Origin of the sequence: Streptomyces sp. NPDC021100 (assembly GCF_044333095.1) — a bacterium.
Classification (GTDB): Bacteria; Actinomycetota; Actinomycetes; order Streptomycetales; family Streptomycetaceae; genus Streptomyces.
In genome coordinates this window covers 300,553-323,612 of record NZ_JBIRQH010000004.1, presented here as the reverse complement: position 1 = coordinate 323,612, position 23,060 = coordinate 300,553, and the positions used below count along the sequence as shown (strand labels likewise).

Here is a 23,060-nt window from a genome sequence, read left to right as displayed (position 1 = left end):
GGCCGGGGCTTGCCGCCCCGGCCCATCATGCGATTAGCTCATCCGAGCCCTCTTCCGCTCACAAGCGGTGTCAGTGCTCGATGTCCCTGTCCGCGCTGTCCTCCAGGCGCTGCCCGCGCAGCAGGAACCACGCCGCCACCGCCGTCCCCAGCAGCACCACCGCGCCGACCGCGGACGCCAGCCGCAGCCCGTCGACGAACGCGTGCTGTGCGGAGCTCAGCAGGGCGGACCCGGCGTCGGCCGGCAGCGTCATCGCCGCCTTGACCGCCCCGCCCAGCGACTCGTGCGCGTCCGCCGCGGCACCCGACGACACCCCGGCCGGGACGGTGAAGTCCCGGTAGACGCCGGTGACGATCGAGCCCAGCAGCGCGATGCCGAGCGCCGCGCCCAGTTCGTACGCCGTCTCGGAGACGGCCGAGGCGGCGCCGGCCTGCTCCTTGGGGACGCTGGAGAGGATGACGTCGGCGGTGACGGTGAACGAGAAGCCCGCGCCGACGCCGACGACCAGCAGGACCGCCCCGAGCAGCGGGTAGGAGGTGTCGGTCCGCACGGTGGCGATGACGGCGAGGGCGACGCCGATCGCCGCCAGGCCGCCGCCCACCACCGACCGCACCGACCAGCGGCGGGCCGCCTGCCCGGCCAGCAGGCCGGCCGTCACGGCGCCGACGGCGGCCGGGAGTTCGGCCAGGCCGGCCTCCAGCGGGTCGCGGTCCTGCACCAGCTGGAGGAACTGCGACAGGAAGAAGACCATGCCGGACAGGCCCAGCACCGTCAGCAGGTCGGCCAGGACGGCGGCCGAGAAGCCACGGTTGCGGAAGAGGCGCATGTCCAGCAGGGGCGCGGGCAGCCGGAGCTGCCGGCGGACGAACCAGGCCAGGGCCCCCACGCCGACGACCGCCGCGACGGCGATCTCGGCGCTGATCCCGTGCGTGGCACCCTCCTTGATCGCGTAGACGACGCCCACGATGCCGGCCATCGACAGGACGACGCTCAGCAGGTCCCAGGGGCCGGGCGACGGGTCACGCGACTCGGGCAGCAGCTTGACGCCGACGAGCACCAGCACCGCCATGACCGGCAGGTTGATCAGGAAGACCGAGCCCCACCAGTAGTTCTCCAGCAGGAACCCGCCGACCACCGGGCCCACGGCCGCGCCGGCGGAGGCCATCGCGCCCCAGATGCCGATGGCAAGGCTGCGTTCGCGCGGGTCGTGGAAGAGGTTGCGGATCAGCGCCAGGGTGGACGGCATCAGGGTCGCGCCGGCGACGCCCAGCAGCGCGCGGGCGGCGATCATCATCTCCGGGCTGGAGGCGTACGCGTTGAGGACCGACACCGCGCCGAACGCGACGGCACCGCTGAGCAGCAGCTTCTTACGGCCGATGCGGTCGCCCAGGCTGCCCATGGAGACCAGCAGACCGGCGATGACGAAGGAGTAGACGTCGCCGATCCACAGCAGCTGCGTGCCCGACGGCTTCAGGTCCTCGCTGAGGAACGGGGTCGCCAGGCCGAGGACGGTGGCGTCGACGGCGACCAGCAGCACGGCCAGGACGAGGACGGCGAGGGCCAGCCAGCGGCCCCGGTAGGGGGTCTCCCCCGCCCCGGGGGCGTTCGAGGGCTGGGTGATCGTTCGCTGGCCGCTCATCGTTCCATCCTCCGTCGCGCGCCGCCGAGCAGCAGCTCGGAGACCATCCGGGTGCGGTCCTTGGCCGCCACCCGGCCGTCCTGGACCGCCCAGGCGCCGATGCCGATCAGTCCGTAGAGCGCCTCGGTGAGCCAGGCGGCCGAGAGGTCCAGACGGATCGCGCCCTCCTCCTGGCCCCGGGTGAAGAGCCGCTGGACGCGGGTGTCGAGCCGCTTCCAGCCCTCGTTGCCGCCGTTCTCGTAGAGCTGGTTCTCGGTGAAGAGGAACGCCAGGATGCCGGAGACCGGCTCGGACAGGGCGATCAGCCGCGCGACCGCCTCGGCCGCGTCCCCCTCCTCCGGCCGCGCTTCGTCGAGCGCCCGCTCGAACTGCTCGATCCCCAGATCTTCCAGCGCCCGGACGAGCGCGTCCCGCCCGGCGAAGTGCCGGTGGAGCGTGGCGCGGCTGATCCCCGCCGCTCTCGCGATCTCGTCCATGGAGGCCGTCGCCTTGCGGGTGAGCAGGGACGCGGCCGCGTTCAGTACGTGCTGTCGGTCGAGCCTCATGAGACGAGAGTAACCCGAATGAGACGCTCATGTCTCATTCGGGTCGGTGGTGTCTCGCGCTGCGTGCGGTGAGGGTGCCCCGGTCCCGCCCTTTCACCGTTTCTGCGGGGGGCAAGCCCCCGCACCCCCTTGAAACCGCGCTCCGCGCGGTTGTCCTCAATCGCCGGACGGGCTGATTTCAGCCCGACCGGCGATTGAGGACGAGCGGCGAAGCCGCGAAAAGGGGGTCTGGGGGCTTGCCCCCAGGAAACGGCGAAAGGGAGGGACCGGGGCACCCTCACCGCAGGGATCACCCCCGCTTCGCGCCCGCCCACTCCCGCTGGACCACGAGGTCCGCCTTGACCTCGGCAAGCTGCGCGGCCACCGCCGACGGCGCCGTCCCTCCCCGCCCGCTGCGGGAAGCGAGCGACCCCGGGACGTCCAGAACGGTCCGCACCTCCGGCGTCAGATGCGGCGAGATCCCCGCGAACTCCTCGTCGGTGAGCCCGTCGAGCTCGATCCCCCGCCGCTCACACACCTTCACGCACTCCCCCGCCACCTCATGCGCCACCCGGAACGGCACCCCCTGCCGCACCAGCCACTCCGCGACATCCGTGGCCAGCGAGAACCCGGCGGGAGCCAGCTCCTCCATGCGCTCCCGGTGGACGGTGAGCGTCGCCATCATGCCGGTGAAGGCGGGCAGCAGGATCTCCAGCTGGTCGCAGGAGTCGAAGACCGGCTCCTTGTCCTCCTGGAGGTCGCGGTTGTAGGCGAGCGGCAGGGCCTTGAGCGTCGCGAGCAGCCCGGTCAGATTGCCGATCAGCCGCCCCGACTTGCCGCGCGCCAGCTCCGCGATGTCCGGGTTCTTCTTCTGCGGCATGATCGACGAGCCGGTCGAGAACGCGTCGTGGAGGGTGACGAAGGAGAACTCCTTCGTGTTCCAGATGATGATCTCCTCGGCGATCCGCGAGAGATCGATCCCGATCATCGCCGTGATGAACGCGAACTCGGCGACGAAGTCCCGGGACGCCGTGCCGTCGATGGAGTTGCCCACCGAGCCGCGCTCGAACCCGAGGTCGGCGGCGACCGCCTCGGGGTCGAGGCCGAGCGAGGACCCGGCGAGGGCGCCCGCGCCGTACGGGGAGACGGCCGTCCGCTCGTCCCACTGCCGCAGCCGCTCCGCGTCCCGGCCGAGCGCCTGGACGTGGGCGAGGACGTGGTGGGCGAAGAGGACGGGCTGGGCGTGCTGGAGGTGGGTCCGGCCGGGCATCGCCACGTCCTGGTGCGCCTCGGCGAGGCCGACGAGCGCTTCCTGGAGCTCGGTGAGCAGTCCGCCGATGATCCGCGCGTGGTCGCGCAGGTACATCCGGAAGAGGGTGGCGACCTGGTCGTTGCGGGAGCGGCCGGCGCGCAGCTTGCCGCCGAGGTCGGGGCCGAGCCGTTCGAGGAGGCCGCGCTCCAGCGCGGTGTGGACGTCCTCGTCGGCGACGGTGCCGGTGAAGGCGCCGGTGGCCACGTCGGCCTCCAGCCGGTCGAGGCCGTCCAGCATCGCGGCGAGCTCGTCGGCGGTCAGCAGACCGGCCTGGTGCAGCACACGGGCGTGGGCGCGGGAGCCGGCGATGTCGTAGGGGGCCAGGCGCCAGTCGAAGTGGACGGAGGCGGACAGCTTGGCCAGGGCCTCGGCGGGGCCGTCGGCGAAGCGGCCGCCCCAGAGCCGGACGTCGTCGGTGGTGCCGTTGCTCACGTGCGTGCTCCTCGTGGGTGGTGGGGGGCGGCCGGCCGCCGTGGGGGTGTCAGGCGGAGGGACACGGCGGCCGGCCGGTCCGTCGGACCGGTCCCGTCGGTCAGACCAGGTCCCGCTTGGCGGCGATCTTCGACGAGAGGCCGAAGATCTCGATGAAGCCCTTGGAGAGCGACTGGTCGAAGGTGTCACCCGTGTCGTAGGTGGCGAGGTTGAAGTCGTAGAGCGACTGGGCCGACTTCCGGCCGGTGACGACGGCCCGGCCGCCGTGCAGGGTCATCCGGATGTCGCCGCTGACGTGCTCGTTGGCCTCGGCGATGAAGCCGTCCAGCGCCCGCTTGAGCGGCGAGAACCACAGCCCGTCGTAGACCAGTTCGCTCCACCGCTGCTCGACCTGCCGCTTGTAGCGGGCGAGTTCGCGCTCGACGGTGACGTTCTCCAGCTCCTGGTGGGCGGTGATCAGCGCGATGGCGCCGGGCGCCTCGTAGATCTCCCGGGACTTGATGCCCACGAGCCGGTCCTCGACCATGTCGATCCGGCCGACGCCCTGGGCGCCCGCCCGCTCGTTGAGCTGCTGGATCGCCTGGAGGACGGTGACGGCCTGGCCGTCGATCGCGACCGGGACGCCGGCCTCGAAGGTGATGACGACCTCGTCGGCGTCGCGCGGGGTGGCCGGGTTGGCCGTGTAGTCGTAGACGTCCTCGATGGGCGCGTTCCAGATGTCCTCCAGGAAGCCGGTCTCGACGGCCCGGCCGAAGACGTTCTGGTCGATCGAGTACGGCGACTTCTTGGAGGTGGCGATCGGCAGGCCCTTGGCCTCGCAGAAGGCGATGGCCTTGTCCCGGGTCATGGCGTAGTCCCGGACGGGCGCGATGCACTTCAGGCCCGGCGCCAGCGAGGAGATCCCGGCCTCGAACCGCACTTGGTCGTTGCCCTTGCCGGTGCAGCCGTGGGCGACCGTGGTGGCGCCGTGCTTCTGCGCGGCGGCGACGAGGTGCTTGACGATCGTCGGCCGGGAGAGGGCGGAGACCAGCGGGTACCGGTCCATGTAGAGGGCATTGGCCTTGATCGCCGGGAGGCAGTACTCCTCGGCGAACTCGTCCTTGGCGTCGGCGACCTCCGCCTCCACCGCACCGCAGGCGAGCGCGCGCTTGCGGATGACGTCCAGGTCCTCGCCGCCCTGGCCGACGTCCACGGCGACGGCGATGACCTCGGCGCCCGTCTCCTCGGCGATCCAGCCGATGGCGACGGAGGTGTCCAGGCCGCCCGAGTAGGCGAGTACGACGCGCTCGGTCACGGGATTCTCCTTACCTTGCATGCGGTGATGGGTATAACTATGCAGTCCTCCGTATGTTTCGTCAATGCCTCGTGAGGGTGAATCCGTCCTGGCCGGTGTCGGCGGGCCGTTCCACGTCGCGACCATCGAGAGGCACCGACCGGGGAGGAGACCCATGACCACAGGAGGATCACTGCGCGCAGCGCGGATCGAATCCATGCGCAACGCCATCGGGCGCGTGTCGTCGGTGGTCAAGGGCTTCAAGATCGAAGCAGTGGGAGACCGCATCCTCATGACACCGCGAAGCAGCGTGCAGAGCTGGACCGTCTTCGACGTCCAGACCGCCATCGTCGCCTGCGGCGTCGGCAGACAACGAGTGCTGAGCGACGTGGAGTTCGGCTTCCCTGGGGAGCCCGATCGATGCCCGGACGTGGCGATCACCGAAGACGGAGCGACAGCCCCGTACTCGCACGAGGACCTCTTGGCCGCGATCGAGATCGTCTCGTCGAGGAACGACAAGAACGACTATGCGGTCAAGAGGTGGCAGTACGCCCGCTTCGGCGTGCCCGCGTACCTCACCATTGATCCGTTCCGCGGCGCGTGCGACCTGCTCACCAACCCCAGGGATGACGCGTACGCCTCCCGGCGGACGTACAAGTACGGCGACACCGTCCCGCTGAGCCTGCGGGACGGCGCCGGCATCGAGATCCCCACCGCCTCCTTCAAGCTCCTTCAAGCGCCGGAGCCGAGCCCGCCCCCAGCCCGTCCCCCTTTCCCGCCGGATCTACGATCACCTTGAGACGATCGAAACGACCGGAACGAGGGCACTCCCCTATATGAACCGCGAGTACGGCCTCGCCTACGCGACCCTCCGGGCCGCCCGAGCCGGGGACGACGTCCCGTTCGACGCCGCCGATCCGGCGGCATGGATCGACTTCGACTACGGCACGCGCGAGCACCTGCTCTGGGAGAACCTGTCCGTCGACTGGCTGCGCACCGGCGAGCCGGCGCCCGGCGGCGCGGCGGTGGCGGTCGCGCTGTGCCATCCCGACGGGCGGGTACGCGAGGCGACGCTGCGACGGCCGGAGGCGGCCGAGTTCCCCGCGCTGGTGGTGCTGCGGTGCGCGGACTGGGCGGGGCCGGTGCGCGAGGAGGCGCGGCGGGTGCTGGCGGAATCGCTGCCCGGTGTCTCACCGAGCACCGTGGCGCCGGTCGCGGCGGTCGCCCTGCGTACGGCCGTCCGACAGCAGGGCGACTTCGCCCGTGACCTGGTCATGTCGTTCGTCCGGTGCCCCGAGCGGATCGACGCGCTGCTGGCGTGCCCGGACCGGGGAGCCCGCCGGCTGGGGTACCGGGTGGCCGTCGAGGAGGAGCACCTGTCCGCCGCCGAGCTGGCGCGGGCCGCGGCCACGGACCCGGACGTCGTCGTGCAGGACCTGTGCGCGGACGCCGCGCTCGCCCGTACCCGGGACGGGGATCACGGGGACGTCCTGCGTCCGCTGCTCACCTCCCGGCAGCCGCGCGTCCGCGCCGCCGGGGTGACCGCGCTCGGGCGGACCGGGGAGACCGGGGAGGCGGCCCGCTTCCTCGCCGACCGCTCCGGGCTGGTCCGCGCCTGCGCCCGCTGGGCGCTGCGGCGGCACGGCGTCGACCCGCTGCCGCTGCACCGGGCCGCCTGCGCCGGCCCCGACGTCCTCCCCGGCGCGCCCGCCGGGCTGGGCGAGACCGGGACGCGCGCGGACGCGGCGCTGCTGTGGCCGCTACTGGGCCACCCGCGCCCGGCCGTACGAGCGAAAGCCGTCGCCGCCCTGCGCGCGCTGGACGCGTGCGAAGCCGCGCGGCTGGAACCGCTGCTGGACGACCCGTCGGTCTCCGTCGTCCGCGAGGCGACGACGGCGCTCCTGCCCGCCGCCGCCCGGCTCCCCGAGGACTGGCTGTACGACCGGCTGGCGGACGACCGCCCCCGGCACGTCCGCGTCTCCGCCTTCCGGCTGCTGTCCGCCCACCGCTCGACCGCCCAGCTGCGATGCTTCCTGCGGCTGTCGGACGACGAGGATCCGGTGCTGCGCGAGCGGGCCCTGACCGCCCTCGACGGCTGGGCGCCCGCCGGTGCCGCGGCGGCCTACCGGGCCCTGCCCGGGCCCCGCCGCGCCGAGCTGGACGCGCTGCTGGAACGGGCCGCGGCCGGGCCGGGGGAAGGGCAGGCCGCCCGGGTCCGCTGGTTCCTGGGCGCCTCCTGCTGACGGCCCGGCGACCTCTCGGCGGCCCTCGGAGCGTCCCCGCCCACCCCGGATTTGGATCACGGCGCGGAACAGGATATTTTCTTCCTGCACGCCCCACCGGGAAGAAAACCGGAGGGAACGGGCAAACGGGACGTGGCGCAGCTTGGTAGCGCACTTGACTGGGGGTCAAGGGGTCGTGGGTTCAAATCCCGCCGTCCCGACGTGAGGATCACCCTCGCCGGTCTGCGGAATTCCGCGGACCGGCGAGGGCTTTCCGCGTTCTCTCGTTCCCTGTTTCCGCGTTTTCCGGTCCCGCCACGGGCCGCTTCCATGGCGCAACGGCGTTCATCACGGTACGACGTGATCCCCGTGGCGGAGGACCCGCGCCATGGGCAGGGCCGGACGGCGCGGGCCCTCTCGCCGCGAGAACGCCCCGACGAGGACGGGAGAGGACCGCCGGTGCGATGAGCAGCCGGTCACAACGTCCCACCGGCACCCACCCCCGCGCCCGTACACCTCGGCGCCCCTCGGGCGCCCCTGCGAGGCGCCCGGCGGAACGCGGGTGCGGCGCCGCCGAATTGGCGGCTTCACGACGGCCGTCCGCTCCGGACGAGCGGCATCGCGGGCGATTCGGTGACGGCTCGGTGCACCGCTCGCCCTCCGTCGGGCATGGAGCGCGGCCAGGCGACACGACCAAACCATCGGTAACCCTGACCATTGGTCAAGTAACACGCATTCTTTACTGCGACCCCTTACGCCCGTCCCTTATGCTGCCGTCACATGTGAGACGCGTGTGATCGGGGAGGGCGGCGTCGCAGATGGGATCTCGCGATCGGTTCGGGGGAACGAGCGGGTCGGGAAACGACGCCGAGGGGGACGGCAGACAGGGGACCACCGAGCAGGGCGACGCCCGTCACCGGGAATCGACGGAGTTCCCAGGTCCTCCGACGCCCTGGCTGGCCCGCATGCTCTTCGTCGGCGTCCTGATCTCGTATTCGAGCATGTGCATGCTCAACCTCACCGAGGTGGTGGGCCTGGGCAAGCTGTTCTGGGCCGGCGTGCTGATCGTCGTCCTCTGTGCCCTTCAGTGCGCCCACTCCTCATCGACGATCAGGGGCCGCCTGGGCCGCTATGCCTACCTGACCCTGGCCGCGCAAGGGGTCCTCACCTTCCTGCCGCTCACGGTCTTCGGTTTCTACTGGGTGACGATGGCCGGCCTCTTCGTCGGATCGGTTCTCGTGGTGCTGCCGCCGCGCCTGACCTGGGCGCTGTTCGGCCTGCTGGGTGTCGTACTGCTGGCCGTCACCGTCCACCACGGCTACGGGTGGGTGGAGTGCGTCTACTGGCCCCTGGGGCTGGAGGGCTGCGGTTTCATCGTCTTCGGCCTCTCGCACCTCTCCAAGCGCACCCGCGATCTCCGCGACGCCCGGACCGAGTTGGCCCAGGCCGCCGTGACCAGGGAACGCCTGGCCTTCGCGCGCGACGTGAACGACCTGCTCGGCAGCAGCCTTTCCTCCATCACCCTCAAAAGTGAACTCGTCCGCCGCCTCATCCCCACCCGCCCCGACCGGGCCGTCGACGAGGTCGCCGGGGTGCTGACCGTCTCCCGGCAGGCGCTCTCCAACGTCCGTGCCGTCACCAGGGGCTACCGCGACATGTCGCTGGAGCGCGAGTTCACCTCCGCGCGCGAGGTGCTCGTCTCCGCCGACGTCGACGTGCGGACCCGGGTCGCGGTGGGGACCCTGGACCGCCGGGCGGAGACCGCCCTCGCGGCGGTCCTGCGCGAGGCCGTCACCAACGTCCTGCGCCACAGCCGGGCCACCACCTGCGACATCACCGCGGCCCGCACGGAGCACGGCGTGGTCCGCCTGTCGGTGACCAACGACGGCACCGCTTCCGCCCCGCTCACTCCCTCCGAGGGCGACGGCACCGGGCTGGGCAGCCTGGCCGCCCGGCTCCGGGCCCTCGGCGGCGGCCTGACGGTCGGTCGTACCGCCGGCGGCGGGTTCCGCCTGGTCGCCGAGTTGCCGGCCGAACACGCGGAGGCGCCCTCCGCGCACCGCCGCCGGCCGAAGGACCGGGCGAGCCTCTTCCCCACGCCGGCGTCCCGGACGGCGCTGGGCATCTCCGTCGCCGTCCTGCTGGACTACGTGGTGACCATCGCCATGAACATCCTGCGCCGGGACATGTCCACCACCGCCACCCTGGCCTCCCTCACCGGCCTGGCCGTGAGCGCGGCGATCCAGTGCGTCCACTTCTGTCCGCGCACCCGCCGCCGGCTGGGCCGCCGCGCGTACGTCACCCTGGGCGTCCAGGGCGTGCTGGCCTACCTGCCGATCGTCGTCCTTGGGCAGTGGTGGGGGTCCATGGCCGGATTCTTCTGTGGCTCCCTCCTGCTGCTCCTGCCCTCCCGGCCGGCCTGGGTGCTGTACTGGGTGGCGGGGCTGAGCCTGCCCGTCTCCGCCTGCTTCGGCCGCCAAGCCGGCTCGTGGTGCTACTACTACGGCCAGTCCACGCTGCTCTGCGGCATCGTCGTCTACGCGATCGCCCACTTCTACGACGTCATCTGGCAGTTGCACCGCACCCGCGATGAACTCGCCCGCGCCGCCGTCGCCCAGGAGCGGCTCCGCTTCGCCCGCGACCTACACGATCTCCTCGGCTACAGCCTCTCCTCCATCACGCTCAAGAGCGAGCTCGTCCGCCGCCTCATCCCCGTCCGCCCCGAGCAGGCGATGGCGGAGGCCGACGAGGTGCTGGCCGTCGCCCGGCAGTCGCTCGCCGACGTACGGACCGTCGTCAGCGGTTACCGCGATCTGTGCCTGGAGGACGAGATCGCCTCCGCGCGCTCGGTGCTGTCCTCCGCCGGGATCGCCCTGTACGTCGAGTGCGCGCCCGGTTCCGTCGGGCCGGAGGCGGACACCGTGCTCGCCACCGTGCTGCGCGAAGCCGTCACCAATCTCCTGCGCCACAGCAAGGCGCGGCACTGCACGCTCTCCGTGACCCGGACGCGCGACGGCCGCGTCCGTCTGACGGTCCGCAACGACGGTGCCGCGCCCGCCCACCGCGACACTTCGCCCGACGGCGGCAGCGGTCTCGGCAACCTCATCGCGCGGCTGGAGGCGATCGGCGGGCGGCTGAGGTACGAGCTGGGGGAGAACGGAACGTTCCGGTTGACCGCCGAGGCTCCCGCGCAGTGCCCCACGCTCCCCGCCCGCCCCGTAACCCCCGTAAATGAGCGTGCGCTGGCGGTGCGTTGATAAGATCACGGACCTTGCGGGACCTCACCGGACGCCGGTCCCGCGGCACGCTACAGACGAGGGCACCCCGTGATACGGATACTTCTGGCCGAGGACATGCACATGGTCCGCGGAGCACTCGTGGCCCTGCTCGACCTCGAACCGGACATCGAGGTCGTGTGCCAGCTGGAGCGCGGTGACGAGATCGTCGAGGCCGCGCTCCGGCACCGGCCCGACGTGGCGGTCATCGACATCGACCTGCCGGGGACCGACGGGCTCACCGCCGCCGCCGAGTTGCGCGAGCGGCTGCCCGAGTGCCGCACCCTCATCCTCACCAACCTCGGCCGTCCCGGCACCCTGCGCCGCGCCCTCGCCGCCCACGTCTCCGGCTACCTCTTGAAGGACGCGCCGCCGGACGAACTCGCCGCCGCCATCCGCCGGGTGGCCAAGGGCCAGCGCTCCATCGACCCCGAACTGGCCCTCGCCGCCTGGGGCGGTGTCGAGAGCCCGCTGACCGCCCGCGAGACCGAGGTGCTGTGCCTGGCGGCGGAGGGCGCCGAGGCCGGGGAGATCGCGTCCCGGCTCCACCTGTCCGCGGGAACCGTCCGCAACTACCTGACGACCGTGGTCACCAAGCTCAACGCCCGCAACCGGGTGGACGCCATCCGGATCGCCCGGGACTCGGGCTGGCTCACATAGGCGACAGCCGCCCGGCGACGGCGGAAGCCCCGCGTCCACGACCCGCCCTGAACTCGGGTCGTGCACACGGGGCGGTATGGATCCGCGGCCGCTGCCGTCCGCCGTCCGGAGCCGTCTCGGGCGCCCGGAGCCGCCTGAGGCCGCCTGGAGCGCCCGACGCCGCCTGAACGGGCTCTACTTGAACAGGCGGTCCGCGCTGGTGGCCATCCGGTGCGTCCCGCCGTGGCGGTCCACCCAGTCGCGGATGAGCTTGATGGCGTTGGCGCACTGCCAGCCGTTGTCGTACTCGCGCACACCGGTGAAGGCGCCGTAGCCCGCGATGATGCCGTCCACCCGCGCGTCGCCCAGCAGCTTGTCGACGTACCACGGGTCGTTGTACGTGGCCGTCCAGGACAGCGTGGCCGCGAGGCGGCCGGCGGAACGGTCAGCGGCGCCCTTCTTCAGCTCGGCACAGGTGTTGTAGGAGGGTTCCGTGCAGTTGCCGAAGCCGTTGGGGATGTTGGTGTCGCCGTAGTCCATCACCCGGCGGCCGTTCGGGAAGCCGGCACCGGACCGGTTGAAGGCGTCGATCACCTTGTCGCGGGCCCCGGTCGTCGTGATGCCCTCCAGCTTGCCGAGCTTTCCCTCCAGGCTCTTCCAGCCCCGGCCGCCGACGTCCGGGTTGTCGCCGCCGTGGTACTCGTAGAAGCCGTACAGCACCTGGATCCCCGCGGCCGTCAGCCGCTGCGCCTTGTCGCGCAGCCCGGCGACGCTGCAGGTGCGGTTGGGCTGTTCACCGCAGTAGTTGGGGTCCTTGATGTCCAGCCAGACGAGGGCCAGCCGGCGCCCCGCCTTGGCGTTGGAGAGGATGCGGTCGATCATGCTGTCGAAGCTGGGGCCCCGCCGGTTCTCGCCGGCCGAGGAGCAGTCGTGGTAGGCGCGCCATTCGTTGGGGTTCCACCAGGCGCAGACGTCGATCTCGATGGCGTTGGCACCGTGGTTGAGCGCGGCGTCCACGCCCTCCACGGTGTCGACGCGGTGCGCGATGGCGTAGATCGCGTGCCGCTGGTCGGCCGCCGCCGCCGGCGTCGGTCCGAGCGCGGTGGCACCGACGATCCCGCACAGTGCCGCCAGCAGCGCGAGCACCGCCCGCGGGCCGGTGGCGCGTCGAAGGTGAGTGGTCAAGGAAGGCACTCCTTCACGTGTCACATGGGTCCCGTCCTGAACGTGTGATCACCTGAGCTTGCGGGACAACGCCGTCCGGCCGCCATGCGGACCGGCTACTTCGGGACACGGGAACGTGAACACGGGCCTTCACCAGGGGAGATGAGGGCCGGCTGGAACGCCGGGGTGGAACGACCGCCGGATCGTCCGGGGCCTCGCGGGGAGGGCGGGACGGATCGCGACACGTACGGGTCGGATGGGACGCGTGACACGTACGTACGGGTGGGACGGGACGCGTGACACATACGTACAGGCCGGACGGTCGCACGGCACGTCCTCACCCCGCGCGCAGCCTGCCCCGCTCACCCGCCGGCGCGAGCATCTCCGCCGCGGCCAGATAGGCCAGAATCTCCTGGGTCATCTCCCGCGGCAACGGCAGCCCGGCGGACGCCGCTTCGGGCGTCACCGGCCACGCGAGCATGCCGAGCACCCACACGGCCTCCGGCCGGTGCAGCACCACGCGGTACCGGGCGTCGGCGCGTTCCAGCGTGAACCCGGACCGCCAGGGCGTCAGTACGACGTCGGCCGGCAGCCGTACGGGGGTCTCCTCCGGGAGCCTGGACGGTGCGAACGAGGCGGTCCTGGTCACCGGGGAGACGGAGAGTAAAGGGCCCTTGAGGTCGTCCACGCCGAGCGTCCGCACGATCAGGTGCGACAGCCGGCCCACCACCCGCATCATGATCACCCGGCCCGGGTCCGGCCCGTCGCCCCGCCGCCGCCCGCGACCCTGTCGGGATCCTTGCCCGGGTCCGGATCCCGGCCCCTGCCCGGGCCCGGCGCCGCCCCGCTTCCCCGTCTCGACGTTCGCCAGCAGGACCGGCCCCAGCTCCATCCGCCGCAGCGCCTCCCGCACCGCGGGCACCGGCCGGTCGATCCACTCCGCCCCCCAGCGGCCCCTGATCACCATCGCACCGCCGGCCCGGTGCTCGACCACCACGTCCTCGCTCAGTGACCACAGGTGCAGCACGCGGTGTCCGGCGCCGATCTGCATCGTCCCTCCCCCCGGCCCCCTGTCGCGCTCAGTATGCGATCAGTCGCCCATCAGGTAACAGCCATTCGGTCATCCCGGTGGTGTGAAGTTTTCACATGACGCGGTCTCTTTCAGATGACACCTTCTGTTTCACACGACGCGGCGGCCCGCACCACCCGGGGCGGAGGCCGCGTCCGGCAGGCACGCACCGTCGACGACGCCGGCGTCGTCGCCCGCCGGGTCGGCCGGCGGGGTCAGCAGGGCGACGGCGTGGGCGACGGACGCGAGCGTCGCGTGCCGGTGCCAGCCGCCGAACGACCGCCCGGTGAAGTCCCGGATGCCCACCCGGTCGGCGACGCACGTGAAGTCGCGGTCCACCCGGTGCAGCAGACCGCTCAGCCGGACGAGCGTGGCCGGCGCCACGTTCACCAGGTCCGTCAGCCACAGTTCGGCCGGCCAGCGGTCCGCGCTCTCCCCCATGCCCACCAGCAGCATCTCCCGCAACCGCCCCCGGCCCGCGCCTCCCTGCGCCACCGGCAGCCCCACCCGCACCCCGGCGGTGAGCGACGTGCCCAACGCGTCCGAGCCCGGGTCGTGCCGCCAGATCACCGGGCGGCGCAGTTCCCGCGCGCCCGCCATCACCCGCGACGCGGGCACCAACCGCGTCTCGCGCCCCGACAGCGGTGAGTCCGACACCGCCAGCCGCAGCGAACCGCTCACCCGCGCCAGTACGGGCACCCCGCAGGCACGCAGCCGGTGCAGCGCCGCCAGCGCGTCCGGCTCCCGCGCGTCCAGCACCAGGGGGCGCACCGGCAGGCCCCAGTCCCGCATCATCCCGGCGTACGCCTCCACCGCGCACGCCCCCGGCGTCTCCGTCCGCACCGCCTCCGGGATCGCCGCCTGCCCGCGCCGCACCGGGTCCTCCAGCCACGCCTCCGACAGGAGCAGCCGCCAGTTGACCGGCGCGCTGCGGTACGCGGACGCGGCCCAGACACCCACCGCCTGCTGGGCGTTGAGGACCTGCCCCGCCTCCGGGAAGAACCGCCGCTCGACCCCCACCGAGTTCTCCCCGGCCTTCGGTATCACCATCGGCCGCACCACCCACGCCTGCGGCGCGAGCGTCCGTACGAGGTGGTGCGCCAGCGCCTGCCGCATCGGCCGCCAGTCCCACGGCGAACTGGAGACGAAGTGGTGCAGGCTCTGCTCCGGCGCCGCACCGCCCGCCAGCCCCGCGATGTTGCGGATGGACTTCCGCCCCCGCGCCCGCAGCAGCCCGCGCAGGTACGCCTCGCCGTGCCGCCGCTGGTCACTGCGCGACAGCGTCGCCAGCGCGACGCCGCACAGTTCGGCCAGCACGTCGTCCTGCGTCCGCGCCCGCGCCCCTGCCCGGAACCGGGGCCGCGTCCCCCCGCCGGCCGGCATCACGGCGGGCCGCACGCCCCGCTCCGCACCCGGTCTCAGGGCAATGGCAGCACCACTCATGGGGATCCCTCACATCCGCTGTACGAACACCCGCCCGGGTTCCCCCGGTGATGGTGTCGACCGTCCCAGGTGACAGGTGCCGCCCGGCAGTGAGCCGGGCACGAGTTGAGGGATGAATGCGAGCAGGCCCCGGGTATGTTTTTTTCATACCCGGGGCCTGCCGGGCCGCCTGTTACGCGTGCACCAGTCGGAGATGGACCCCCATGGCCTCGGTCAGCTCCACCGCCGTCTTCAGGTCACTCGCCGCCAGCGCGAGGCTGCGCCTCCGCTTGATGTCCCGGCACTCCGCGCACCGCGACGGCCGGTACACCCGCCACGCGTCCTGGTCCGTCGCCGGCCGCACATCACACGGCAGCGCCTCCCACGGTTCCCCGCCCGTCGGCGGCCGCAGCCGCACCCTCCCCTCACCGGTCCCGGTGACCTCCCCGACGCGCTCACGCCGCGCGTCGACCACCAACTCGCCCACGGCGGGCGTCCGCTGGTGCTGTGAGCCGGGTGGCTTGTCCATGCTGGTGTTCCTCTCGCGGGATCTTGCGATGTGATTCCCAGCATCTCCGCGCAGCGGTAGCGTGACCAGGAGTAACTGCTGTAGGAAGGCCGCTCCCGTTGCAGGGATGCCCGGCTTCAACGGAGGGGCGAACAACTGTGCCCGCACCAAAGCGGATCGAACCCACCAATTTGAATGAGTGGTTCGGCAGGAAGATCCGTGACCTACGCGACGCGCGCGGCTGGACGCAGGTTCAGCTGGGTGAAGAGGTACGGCTCTCGGGCAGCCGCATCGCCCAGTTCGAACGGGCGGAGGACGTTCCGCCGCAGGACATCACGGAGTTGCTCGACGAGGCACTGGGCGCGAATGGCCTCCTGGTGGAGATTCGGCCGTTCCTGAGCCGGACCCCATACCAGAAGTGGGCCGACGAGTTCGTAGGGTTCGAGGCGAAGGCCATCAGAATCCAGCAATACACGTATGTCGTCCCGGGCCTGCTGCAGACCCGCGAATACGCCACAGCACTGCTGGCAGCCGGAATTCCGTTCTTCGGCGGAGATCTGGACGAGAAAGTCGACTTGCGCATGGCACGCCAAAGCGTCCTGGACGGGCCGAACCACCCCTGGCTGCGGTGCGTCATGGACGAATCGGCCATCCTCCGCGCCGTCTGCCCTCCCGATGTCATGCACGACCAGCTTGAACACCTGCTCAAGGAGTGCGAGCGTCCCCGTGTCCGGGTGCAAGTACTGCCGTTCTCCCGGAACCGTATGGTCCTCACCGGAATCGGACTGGCCACACTGTGGACATTCGCCGACGGACAGACCGTGGTGTACAAGGAGGGGGTCAACGCCGGAGGCGTCTTCGTGACGGACCCCCGGGAGGTTTCGCTGTTCGCCAGCGTATACGACCAATTGCAGTCGGACGCCCTGGACACTGACGCGTCGAAAGCCTTCATCCGCAAGGTGCTTGAGGAGAACTACTCGTGAACTGGCGCAAGAGTTCCTACAGCCAGGGGGGCACCAACGAATGCGTGGAAGTCGCCGGAACCCCCGACGACCTCATACACATACGCGACAGCAAGCGGACCGCCGCCCCCACCCCGATCCTCACCACGCACCCCGCCGCCTGGACGGCGTTCCTCTCCTCCCTCAGGCGGGGCGCCCTGCTCCGCTGACCCGCCGCCGGAGGCTCGGGCACGAGCGGTATCCGAGGGCCGGGACGGTCTGCGACGATGGCCTCATGGACGAGGAAGTCATCCCCATTCTCCGCGTCGAGGACGCCGCGGCGGCGGTCGCCTGGTACGAGCGGCTTGGCTTCGCCAAGCAGTGGGAGCACCGCTTCGGACCGGAATTCCCCGCGTTCGTCGAGATCGCCCGGGGCGGGATGCGGTTGTTCCTTTCGGAACACGAGGGCGACGCGCGCCCGGACACGCTGGTCTATCTCCGCACTCTCGACGTCGAAGCCATCGCATCCGAGTTCGGCGTGCAGGTGCGGGACGTTCCTTGGGCGCGCGAGATCGAGCTGCGCGATCCTGACGGCAACCGGCTCAGGATCGGCACACCGACGGAATGAGGTGTGCCGGGCAGCGGCCCGTTAAAGGGAGTTGGGAAACGGCGCTCCCTTGCTAGGGTGACCGAATGACATCGGTCAAACAGTTCCAGGTCACCTTCGACTGCGCGGAACCCGTGCGCGTCGCCCGCTTCTGGTCCGCGGCGCTGGGGTACACCGTCACGCTGCCGCCGGACGGTCAGGACGCATGGGCCGTATGCGCCGATCCTTCGGGGGCGGGCCCGCGGATGTACTTCCAGCGCGTACCCGAGGGGAAGGTCGTCAAGAACCGGGTGCACTTGGACGTGCGGGTCGGCACCGGTCTCGTCGGCGAAGAGCGCCTGGCCGTGCTGGAGGCCGAATGCGCACGGCTGGTCGCACTCGGCGCGACTCGCGGACAGTTGCTGCTTGCCGACGACGAGAACGAGTCGTGCCTCGGAATGCAGGACGTCGAGGGCAACGAGTTCTGCCTCGACTGAGTTCGAGCGCGAAGTAGCGCGAGGCGCCGAACGGGGCCTCGATGCGGGGCCCCGGGAACCTGGCCCGGTTCCTCTTCGGCCTGATGGGGCGATAGAGCCCGTCCTGGCCCAGATCGTAGGCGGCGAAGGGGTGCCGGCCCCCGTGCGGGCGGACGCAGGTCACCCGGCGGCGGGGTCTCGGCCCCGGTCGGGCCACGGGCACGCTCTGGGCCGACAGCACCTCCCTGTGCGCCCGGCGCCAGGTCACCCTCGTCCCCAGTGCCCCTGCGGACGACCCGCGGCAGCCGCCTGCCCTCGTCGTCATTCGCTCTCACGAGCCCGCACTCGCTCTGCCACCAGCACAGCTTGCCGGGTGCGCGCCGCCGGAGGGGAATCCGGACGGCGCGTCACCTGCCGACCACGATGCGGAAGCTCATCGTCCGCGCGTGTGCGCCGAACTCGGCGACACGCACGTCCTCGATGCGCTCGTACCGCCTGATATCCGGTCGGTCCACTCCGTATCGACGCCGAACGCCACCCGCGCGAAGCCCGCCCGGCCGACAGCCTCGGCCAGGCCCGGGTCGCCGAGAGCCGGCAGCCGTACCGGCGCGTCAAGCACCACGGTGTGCGGCGGCACGGCGTACGCGTCCGGTCAAACCGTGCGCGCATGCACGAGTGCGCCGACAGCGACAACCGAACCGGCCCCCAACCGCGCGCCCCGCAGGACTCCGGCGGACGGTCCGCCGGGCGGGCCGGCCTTCTTCAGGAACCCAGTACCGCGCGTACTTCGGCGAGCGCCTGCCGTGCCAGCGGCCCGAAGTCCTCGCCGTTGCCGGGGTCGAGCCACCGGTCGTAGGCGATCTCCCAGACGAGCATGCCCAGTTGCGCGGCCACGCGCGCGGTCGGGCTCGGGACTCCGCGACGGTCGAGGGCCTCGATCGCCGCGGCGGTGAGGTCGGTTCTCTTCAGGGCATCGCGTTCACGCAGCTCCGCATGGGCGTTCAGCACGGCCTGGCGCCGGCGGCTGAACTCGCGGCGGTCGGCGGTGAAGAACGTCCGGCCGAGCGCGTCGAGGGCGTCCGCCACCGCGTCGAGCGGTCCGGACGCCGGCGGCGCCGAGGCGATCCCCTCGGCGAGCAGACCGGTCACCGTGCCCCCGCCGAAGAGCACCTCGCGTTTGTCCGGGAAGTGCCGGAAGAACGTGCTTTTGGTGAGCCCCGCGCGCTCCGCGATCTCGATCACGGTCGTGTTCTCGTAGCCGCGCTCCTCGAAGAGGTCGAGGGCGGCCGCGGCGAGTCGTCCTGGTGCGTCGGGTTGCCAGCGAGCCATGGGAGCAGTGTACGGGACTTCGTCCCATCACTGGTGTACGGTCGTTGACGAGACCAAGTCCCATCACTGTCCCTTGAGAGGTCGCTGATGAGCAGAGCTGTCCGATACCGACGATTCGGCGGTCCCGAAGTACTCGAACTGGAGGCGATACCCGAGCCGCACGCCGCACCGGACGAGGTGCGCGTCCGGGTCACGGCCGCCGGACTCAACCCGATGGACTGGCAGATCACCACACAGCCCGGCATGGCGGCGCGGTTCGGCATCACCTTGCCGGCCGGCTTCGGCAGCGACTTCGCCGGAGTGGTGGACGAAGTGGGCGCCGAAGCCGCGGGATTCACGCCCGGCGACCGGGTGTACGGGGCTGCGATCGGCCGGTCCGTCGCAGATTTCGTGCTGGTCAAGACTCCCGCGGCAACGCTGTGGCCCACCCCGGACGGCATCGGCGACGAGGTGGCGGGCACGCTTCCGGTGTCCGGTCTGACGGCCGCCGCCGCACTCGCCGCGATCGGGCTCCGCACCGGGGACACCGTCCTGATCGGTGGGGCGGCGGGCGGCGTGGGCATCTTCGCCGTGCAGCTGGCGAGGCTCGCGGGCGCCCGGGTGCTCGGCACCGCCTCCGAGGGCACGTTCGGATTCCTGCGCGGGCTCGGCGCCGAACCCGTGGCGTACGGCCCCGGCCTGGCGGACCGGGTGCGGGCCCTGGCGCCCGAGGGGATCACCGCCACGGCCGACCTGTTCGGAAGGGAGGCGGCCGAGACCGCGCTCGAACTCGGCGTGGCACCCGAGCGGATCTGCGTCGTGGCCGACGGCCCCGCGCCGCCGCCCGGTGTGCGCCAGGCGGGCGCCCTCGATGCGGCCCCGGGCTCCCTGGAACGGATCACCGAGGCGATCCGTTCCGGCGCAATCACGGTGCCGATCGCGGCGATCTTCCCTGTCGAACGGATTCGCGAGGCCGTGACGATGCAGGCGGAGCGGCATGTTCACGGAAAGATCGTGATCGCGCTCTGAACCGGCGCCCGAGCGAGCACCCACGGCCGCCGGACTCCGAACTTCCGGCACAGTAAGGAAGTTGCAGAACTAGGTTCTGTTTCTCCGATCATGATCGGAGCCAGATGAGGAGTGCGGCGACATTGACGGTGCCCAGGAAGACGTATCCGCGCTTGTCATAGCGGGTGGCGACAGCACTGAACTGTTTCAGCTTGTTGATCGCCCGTTCGACGGTGTTGCGCTTCCTGTACCGCGCTGTGTCGAAGCCCGGAGGCCGTCCACCATGTGACCCCCGGCGTCGGCGGCCGGCTGCCTGGTCCTTCTTCTCCGGGATGACATGGCGGATACCGCGTCCGCGCAGGTAGGCGCGGGTCTTGCGGTTGCTGTACGCCTTGTCGGCACCGACGCTGTCAGGCGTGCGGCGTGGGCGGCCAAGTCCCGTGCCAGGGACGCGGATCTCCTCCACTACCGGTTCGAACCGGGTGCGGTCCGCCCGCTGTCCGGGCGTGATGACCACGGCCGGCGGGCGGCACCTCCCGTCCGAGGCCAGGTGGATTTTCGACGTCAGCCCGCCGCGGGAGCGGCCGGGCCCCTCGTCTGCCGCACCGCCTCCTCCAGCAGGAGCCGCAGGCTTGCGCGCGCGTGGACCAGGCCGTGGACAGCCCCCTTTGACGGCATGGGCGGCGGGGCCTCCGGGGCCCCGGCGGCATGCTGATGGGCACGTACCGAAGTGGAGTCGACGTTGTTGTCCCAGTCGATGCCGCCGGCGGCATCGGCCTCAGCCTGGACGTGCTGGAGCAGCCGCTCCCAGGTGCCGTCGGCCGACCACAGCATGAGCCGTTTGTGGATGGTCTGCCACGGGCCGAAGTGTCCGGGCAGCGTGCGCCACTGGCAACCGGTCGAGAGGCGGCGAATGATCCCGTTGATCACCTGACGGTGGTCCCGCCACCGGCCACAACGGCTGTTGGTCTTGGGCAGCAGCGGCTCCAGCGCTTCCCATTCCCTGTCGGTCAGGTCACCCCTGCTGAGCATGCCCTGGACAACGAGTCGGGCTGATCGAGCAGGTACTCCACCAGCTGGAAAATCGAGTGCGTCCCGGCCTGGCTGATCCTTACGCTGAAGTGATGGACCCTGTGCAGGTCAGGCCGATGCAAGAGAACGACCTCCTTTCGGCAGAGCGGGCTTCGGCGGTGACGTTCTTCGAGGCGGAGCGGAGCACCAGGCGAGTCAGCGATCCGGAGGCCGATCTGCGCTCGGCCGCCGCTTCGAAGCAGTGGATCGAGCGGGTGCGCTTCTACCTGAGCGTGGACCCAGCAGGGTGCTGGGTCGCGGTCGACGAGGAAGCAGGCGCCAACGGAGTTGTGGGCTTCGCCATCTCACAGAACCGCGGCCGTCTGTGGTATCTCGCCACGTACGGAGTGCTGCCCAGTCATCAGGGACAGGGCATCGGCAAGCGACTGCTGGACGCCGCCCTCACCCATGCCGACGGGCGCCCTGGCGTCTTCTCCTCCAGCGTCCACCCCGGTGCCACACGTCGATACCGGATGGCAGGTTTCTCACTCCACCCGCAGATGCGGATGGTCGGCACCGTGGACCGCTCCACGCTCCCTGCGGTCGACGGCCTCCGAGAGGGCCAGGCTGACGACTTCGCGTGGATGGACCGGTTGGACCAGAACCTGCGTGTGGCGGGCCACGGCCCGGACCACAGCTACATGCTCGACACCTTGCGACTGGTCGTATGCAGGGACAGGGCCAGGCCGGGATACGTCTACCTCGACCATCGGGGTCGAGCGTCACTGCTGGCCGCCGCACACCCGCAGACCGCACAGAAACTGTTGTGGGAAGCCCTGGCCTCGTCACGGGGAACAACCTTGGTCAACTGCATCACCACCCCCAACGAGTGGGCGGTTGATGTCGGTTTGGCCGCACGTCTCGACATCGGCCAGGAAGGCTATATCGCCGTCCGTGGCATGCCCGTCCCCGCGCCCTACCTCGCCAGCGGGCACTTCCTCTGACCCTCCACCGGGCCATCTCCCAGTTCGACGGAATCGGTGACGGGCGCACCTCTCGCGGCACTCCAGCAGCGCAGCCCTTCTCATCTGGGTTCATGATCGGAGAGACACCGCCTAGACCTCGCTGAGCGCCCGCATCGCGTCGCGTTCGATGCGCGCGAGCTCGTGGAGGACGGAACCGGCCTCCACGAGTCTCTCCGCATCCCCGGACTCACCCGCCGCCTCGACGAGTGCGGCCACCCGCGTCCAGCCGGCGGCGGCCTCCGCGTACAGGCGGTGCCCGGTGCGCAGGTGGCCGCTGTCGATCGACTGGACGCACTCGGCGAGGAAGTCCCGGTAGAGGTTGCGGAAGAGGGCACCTCCCGTGCCGGCTCTCTCCATGAGGGCGGCGGCCCGCGGCAGGTCCTCCTCCGGATTCCCGCTGCGCCGCAGCCACTTCGGCACCTGCCGGGCGGCCTTCTCGACGCCCCGGTGGCCGAGGTTCGCGATGGGCGGGTTCAGGAAGGTGTCGGCACAGGTCTTGATCGCGGGGACGATGCGGGTTTCCGGCGACGGCAGGCCACCGGGCACTGTGACGGTGAACGAGCGGTGCCTGGCGGTCATGGGACCGCGCTCGGCCCGGGCCCTGGCCAGGCCGGCGAGGCCGGTCGAGACGGCTCCGCCCTGAGGAGCGGTGTCCACCAGGTGGGCGTCGTGTTCGTCATAGCCGTACATGGCCACGATGTGCCCGCCGAAGTGCGCCTTGGTGCTGAAGTAGTCCAGGTGGTAGCTGTCGAGCTGAAGGCCGACCGGCCGGCCGCCGTCGATGGGTTCCGCCACGTTCTGCCACGCCTTGCGCGGGGACGTGGTCTCCCGGACCAGCAGTTCGAGCCCGAGGACGGCGGTCAGGTTCCTGGTGAGCTCGAACGGCTTGACCCGGCCGCCCAGGAAGGGGAAGCCCATGCCCTTGCCGTCCCAGTAGATGAAGGACAACCCGGAGCCGAGCCCGAACAACATGGGCTCGGACAGATCGAGCCCCTCGTGCCGCAGCAGCACGCCCAACGCCGTCGTCTCACAGTGCCGCATACCGCGCGCGTCGACGCCTTCCACCATGGCCATGCCGCACATTCTGCCCCCGGCGACCATCCGAGCCCCATCGGGCCTGGCGATACGACGAGTTGGCGGCCCTGGGGGGGGATCGCCCCCCCTGTGACGACGTCCCCACCGAGCTCCAGGACGGCACCTGGCTACGATCGGCGTCCTGAACCCTC

At 71.3% G+C, this 23,060-nt stretch carries 21 protein-coding genes and 1 tRNA gene; 11 read left to right on the top strand and 11 right to left on the bottom strand.

Going from position 1 to position 23,060, the window contains the following annotated elements:
* Positions 1 to 70 precede the first annotated feature (70 nt).
* The 4 genes from ACH4PU_RS10895 to ACH4PU_RS10880 all read right to left on the bottom strand — a co-directional run bounded on the left by ACH4PU_RS10895 (position 71) and on the right by ACH4PU_RS10880 (position 5,201).
* Positions 71 to 1,639: an MFS transporter gene (locus ACH4PU_RS10895; protein ID WP_398269289.1), complete on the bottom strand. Its 1,569-nt coding sequence runs from the start codon at positions 1,637 to 1,639 to the stop codon at positions 71 to 73.
* Positions 1,636 to 2,184, bottom strand: coding sequence for a TetR/AcrR family transcriptional regulator (locus tag ACH4PU_RS10890; protein ID WP_398269286.1), 549 nt, complete (start codon positions 2,182 to 2,184; stop codon positions 1,636 to 1,638). Before ACH4PU_RS10890 ends, ACH4PU_RS10895 begins: the two co-directional genes overlap by 4 nt.
* 289 nt (positions 2,185 to 2,473) lie before the next feature.
* A complete protein-coding gene (argH, locus tag ACH4PU_RS10885; protein WP_398269283.1) occupies positions 2,474 to 3,907 on the bottom strand; it encodes an argininosuccinate lyase in 1,434 nt (477 codons plus the stop codon).
* Positions 3,908 to 4,007: 100 nt separating this feature from the next.
* Positions 4,008 to 5,201, bottom strand: a complete 1,194-nt coding sequence (locus ACH4PU_RS10880) for an argininosuccinate synthase (protein ID WP_398269280.1) — start codon at positions 5,199 to 5,201, stop codon at positions 4,008 to 4,010.
* Positions 5,202 to 5,355: 154 nt separating this feature from the next.
* On the opposite strand from ACH4PU_RS10880, the gene ACH4PU_RS10875 reads away from it, so the two are divergent.
* From ACH4PU_RS10875 to ACH4PU_RS10855, 5 genes are all read left to right on the top strand, one after another.
* Entirely contained in the window at positions 5,356 to 5,979 is a 624-nt protein-coding gene (locus ACH4PU_RS10875) for a Uma2 family endonuclease (RefSeq protein ID WP_398269277.1), read from the top strand.
* 37 nt (positions 5,980 to 6,016) lie between these two features.
* Positions 6,017 to 7,423 carry a HEAT repeat domain-containing protein gene (locus ACH4PU_RS10870; protein WP_398269274.1) on the top strand — a complete coding sequence of 469 codons (1,407 nt, stop codon included), beginning with the start codon at positions 6,017 to 6,019 and terminating at the stop codon, positions 7,421 to 7,423.
* 126 nt (positions 7,424 to 7,549) lie between these two features.
* Positions 7,550 to 7,623, top strand: a tRNA-Pro gene (locus ACH4PU_RS10865).
* A gap of 597 nt (positions 7,624 to 8,220) precedes the next feature.
* Complete coding sequence (locus ACH4PU_RS10860; protein WP_398269271.1) at positions 8,221 to 10,659, top strand: sensor histidine kinase; 2,439 nt, start codon at positions 8,221 to 8,223, stop codon at positions 10,657 to 10,659.
* Between the two features lie 69 nt (positions 10,660 to 10,728).
* On the top strand, positions 10,729 to 11,337 hold the full coding sequence (locus tag ACH4PU_RS10855) for a response regulator transcription factor (RefSeq protein ID WP_398269268.1): 609 nt from the start codon (positions 10,729 to 10,731) through the stop codon (positions 11,335 to 11,337).
* Positions 11,338 to 11,511: 174 nt separating this feature from the next.
* Here the strand turns inward: ACH4PU_RS10855 and ACH4PU_RS10850 are convergent, their stop codons facing one another.
* The 4 genes from ACH4PU_RS10850 to ACH4PU_RS10835 form a co-directional block, all read right to left on the bottom strand.
* A complete protein-coding gene (locus ACH4PU_RS10850) occupies positions 11,512 to 12,510 on the bottom strand; it encodes a glycerophosphodiester phosphodiesterase family protein (protein WP_398269265.1) in 999 nt (332 codons plus the stop codon).
* Between the two features lie 307 nt (positions 12,511 to 12,817).
* On the bottom strand, positions 12,818 to 13,531 hold the full coding sequence (locus ACH4PU_RS10845; protein WP_398269262.1) for an NADH oxidase: 714 nt from the start codon (positions 13,529 to 13,531) through the stop codon (positions 12,818 to 12,820).
* 129 nt (positions 13,532 to 13,660) lie between these two features.
* On the bottom strand, positions 13,661 to 14,947 hold the full coding sequence (locus ACH4PU_RS10840; RefSeq protein WP_398269259.1) for an IS701 family transposase: 1,287 nt from the start codon (positions 14,945 to 14,947) through the stop codon (positions 13,661 to 13,663).
* A gap of 217 nt (positions 14,948 to 15,164) precedes the next feature.
* The gene (locus ACH4PU_RS10835; protein ID WP_398269256.1) at positions 15,165 to 15,500 is read right to left on the bottom strand and encodes a hypothetical protein; all 336 of its coding nucleotides are present in this window, start codon (positions 15,498 to 15,500) and stop codon (positions 15,165 to 15,167) included.
* 137 nt (positions 15,501 to 15,637) lie between these two features.
* On the opposite strand from ACH4PU_RS10835, the gene ACH4PU_RS10830 reads away from it, so the two are divergent.
* The 4 genes from ACH4PU_RS10830 (at position 15,638) to ACH4PU_RS10815 (ending at position 17,503) form a co-directional block, all read left to right on the top strand.
* On the top strand, positions 15,638 to 16,462 hold the full coding sequence (locus ACH4PU_RS10830) for a Scr1 family TA system antitoxin-like transcriptional regulator (protein ID WP_398269253.1): 825 nt from the start codon (positions 15,638 to 15,640) through the stop codon (positions 16,460 to 16,462).
* Complete coding sequence (locus ACH4PU_RS10825; RefSeq protein ID WP_398269250.1) at positions 16,459 to 16,650, top strand: DUF397 domain-containing protein; 192 nt, start codon at positions 16,459 to 16,461, stop codon at positions 16,648 to 16,650. The genes ACH4PU_RS10830 and ACH4PU_RS10825 overlap by 4 nt, the downstream gene beginning before the upstream one ends.
* 65 nt (positions 16,651 to 16,715) lie before the next feature.
* Positions 16,716 to 17,048 carry a glyoxalase superfamily protein gene (locus ACH4PU_RS10820; RefSeq protein WP_398269247.1) on the top strand — a complete coding sequence of 111 codons (333 nt, stop codon included), beginning with the start codon at positions 16,716 to 16,718 and terminating at the stop codon, positions 17,046 to 17,048.
* A gap of 65 nt (positions 17,049 to 17,113) precedes the next feature.
* A complete protein-coding gene (locus ACH4PU_RS10815; protein ID WP_398269244.1) occupies positions 17,114 to 17,503 on the top strand; it encodes a VOC family protein in 390 nt (129 codons plus the stop codon).
* A 741-nt stretch (positions 17,504 to 18,244) separates the two neighbouring features.
* Here ACH4PU_RS10815 and ACH4PU_RS10810 read toward each other — a convergent pair.
* Entirely contained in the window at positions 18,245 to 18,811 is a 567-nt protein-coding gene (locus ACH4PU_RS10810) for a TetR/AcrR family transcriptional regulator (RefSeq protein WP_398269241.1), read from the bottom strand.
* 87 nt (positions 18,812 to 18,898) lie between these two features.
* Here ACH4PU_RS10810 and ACH4PU_RS10805 point away from each other — a divergent pair, with 87 nt between their 5' ends.
* Entirely contained in the window at positions 18,899 to 19,819 is a 921-nt protein-coding gene (locus ACH4PU_RS10805) for an NADP-dependent oxidoreductase (RefSeq protein WP_398269238.1), read from the top strand.
* 88 nt (positions 19,820 to 19,907) lie between these two features.
* Here ACH4PU_RS10805 and ACH4PU_RS10800 read toward each other — a convergent pair.
* Positions 19,908 to 20,830 (bottom strand): IS5 family transposase gene (locus ACH4PU_RS10800; RefSeq protein WP_398269235.1). Its coding sequence is split into 2 segments (ribosomal slippage): positions 19,908 to 20,486 and positions 20,489 to 20,830, totalling 921 coding nucleotides; the frame shifts between segments, so codons are not numbered across the junction.
* A 92-nt stretch (positions 20,831 to 20,922) separates the two neighbouring features.
* Here ACH4PU_RS10800 and ACH4PU_RS10795 point away from each other — a divergent pair.
* The gene (locus ACH4PU_RS10795; RefSeq protein ID WP_398269233.1) at positions 20,923 to 21,813 is read left to right on the top strand and encodes a GNAT family N-acetyltransferase; all 891 of its coding nucleotides are present in this window, start codon (positions 20,923 to 20,925) and stop codon (positions 21,811 to 21,813) included.
* A gap of 111 nt (positions 21,814 to 21,924) precedes the next feature.
* Here ACH4PU_RS10795 and ACH4PU_RS10790 read toward each other — a convergent pair whose 3' ends face one another.
* Positions 21,925 to 22,908: a BtrH N-terminal domain-containing protein gene (locus ACH4PU_RS10790; protein ID WP_398269230.1), complete on the bottom strand. Its 984-nt coding sequence runs from the start codon at positions 22,906 to 22,908 to the stop codon at positions 21,925 to 21,927.
* Positions 22,909 to 23,060: the final 152 nt, after the last annotated feature.